The following is a 1004-nucleotide window of genomic DNA, read 5'->3' on the forward strand; positions in this document are numbered from 1 at the left end:
ATTAACACCTCGTTCATACCTTGACAACTGTTGCTGTGACACTCCCAGCATTCTGGCTAACATCTTTGTAGTCAAGCCATTACGGTGTCTTAAATCGCGGATGTTCTGGCCTACAATAAAATTAATATCTTTCATTCTGAACCTCCTAATAAACATATATTAAGAGTAAAGCATAATATGCTGACTGACAAACCAAGCCATCAACAAAAAATAGACTATTCAGAATGATTACCCAACAAAGGAAGATATCTCGAGTAAAAAAACCCGAAACTATAATTTAATGACTATCAAAAAGATTAATTAACCTCATTAACCTTAATTATAAACCTCACACCAAGTAATTATACTTGTTTATGTTTCGTTTAACTTTTAGCAGGTATATTCGATTGCAGGAGTCGTAAGTATCCCTTCTATTAATCATTTGCCCAGCAATTGCCGGGCTATTTTTTTATCCTCCCCGCTTCAATCTCCCGTATTGCCCTCTTATCGTGATTACAGTTAGCAATATATTTCATGGCATCAGCCAGCAGCTCAACTGCACCACCGAACGTCAGATCATCCGGTATCTCTACCTGCTCACAATCAGCGGTCAGTTGTGGCGGAATCGGTATCACCGGTGCGGGTATTAATTCCGGTCGCGTATCTGCGCAACTCACTGACAGCATCAGCGGGAACAGGAGTAACAGCGCATTCACTGCCCTTAAATACTGTTTTGATAACTGTCTTAACGTTGACATGCTCTGTACCCTCGGTCTGTTTGGCTTTGATGTTGTCGAGTAATACGCGGTGATTAGTGGCTATGGCTGAAAGTGTGGTGGTGTTTATCGCCTGCTGTGCTGATAACTGGCCTGAGAGTACTGTGTTACTCACTTTCAGCTGTTGGTTATCCCGGTAGGTGTCATATACCCACCAGGCGGCAGCAATAAACAGCGCGGCAATTACCGCTTCTTTCCGGTTCATAACGCTTCACACGTATAATGGATCACACCACCCAGCGGGTTACC

Annotated in this window: 2 protein-coding genes; both read right to left on the minus strand. The window is 42.7% G+C overall.

The window, feature by feature from the left end; translation table 11 throughout:
- Positions 1-156 (minus strand): helix-turn-helix domain-containing protein (locus HMPREF3119_RS19930; protein WP_371327751.1); only part of this gene is annotated, 156 nt, incomplete at its 3' end.
- A gap of 426 nt (positions 157-582) precedes the next feature.
- Positions 583-960, minus strand: coding sequence for a hypothetical protein (locus HMPREF3119_RS02115; protein ID WP_070578231.1), 378 nt, complete (start codon positions 958-960; stop codon positions 583-585).
- Between the last annotated feature and the right edge of the window lie 44 nt (positions 961-1004).

The organism is Morganella sp. HMSC11D09 (genome assembly GCF_001807955.1).
GTDB classification, from domain to species: domain Bacteria; phylum Pseudomonadota; class Gammaproteobacteria; order Enterobacterales; family Enterobacteriaceae; genus Morganella; species Morganella morganii.